We start from the raw sequence: 909 nt of genomic DNA on the forward strand, positions 1-909 counted from the left end.
AATAGCAACTTCTGGTGCGTTTACAATGGGTGTAAATTGCGTGCCACCAATGCCACCAAGACTGGAGATAGTAAACCCTGCACCCTGCATATCTTTAGGACTGAGTTTCCCATCACGCGCTTTGGCCGAAGTCTGTGCCAATTCTGTGGCAAGTTCTACCAAGGATTTTTGCTCAACATCTTTGATGACAGGAACCACCAAACCATTTGGCGTATCCATCGCGATACCTAGATTAAAGTATTTTTTGATGATTAAATTTTCACCAGATTCATCCAATGAGGCATTAAAACGAGGATGAGATTGAAGCGCTTGAATCACTGCTTTCATAATAAATACCAATGGCGTTAGTTTGATACCTTGGGCTTTTTGTGCTTGTCGGTAGACCTCCATTTTGTCAATATTGACTTCGTCAAACTGTGTCACATGTGGAATATTGAGCCAGCAGGCAGTTAGGTGTTTGCCTGAGAGTTTGTTAATTCTAGATAATGCCAGTGTCTGCGTTTCACCAAATTTAGAAAAATCAATGTTTGGCGTTTTAGGTAGCGCACTGCCCATGCCACCTGATGTCATCATTTGCTTCACATAGCCTTTAAGGTCGGTGTCTAGTACTCTGCCTTTTTGCCCTGTGCCAGTGACATTGGATAAATCAACGCCTAACTCTCGTGCCAATTTGCGAATAGAAGGGGAGGCATGAGAGGCCCCCTTAGGTGCTGTTGATATTGATGGGTCTAGGGTTTGTGGCGCTGATGTGAGTGTTGTGGTTGTTTTTGGTGTGGGCGTGGATATTGGTGCAGAAACTGCTGTGGTTGGCGTCTCTTCTTTGGGTGTCTTAACAGCAGTGTTTTCAATATTAAGAATTAAATCACCCAGTTTAATTTTGTCGCCTAATGTGACATTAATATCAATCAC

At 43.1% G+C, this 909-nt stretch carries 1 protein-coding gene; it reads right to left on the reverse strand.

From position 1 onward, the window contains the following. The coding region (locus BBROOKSOX_RS11795) for a 2-oxo acid dehydrogenase subunit E2 (protein ID WP_180324066.1) at nt 1–909 on the reverse strand (909 nt) is incomplete at both ends.

It is taken from the genome of bacterium endosymbiont of Bathymodiolus sp. 5 South (assembly GCF_900128535.1).
Taxonomy (GTDB): Bacteria; Pseudomonadota; Gammaproteobacteria; order PS1; family Pseudothioglobaceae; genus Thiodubiliella.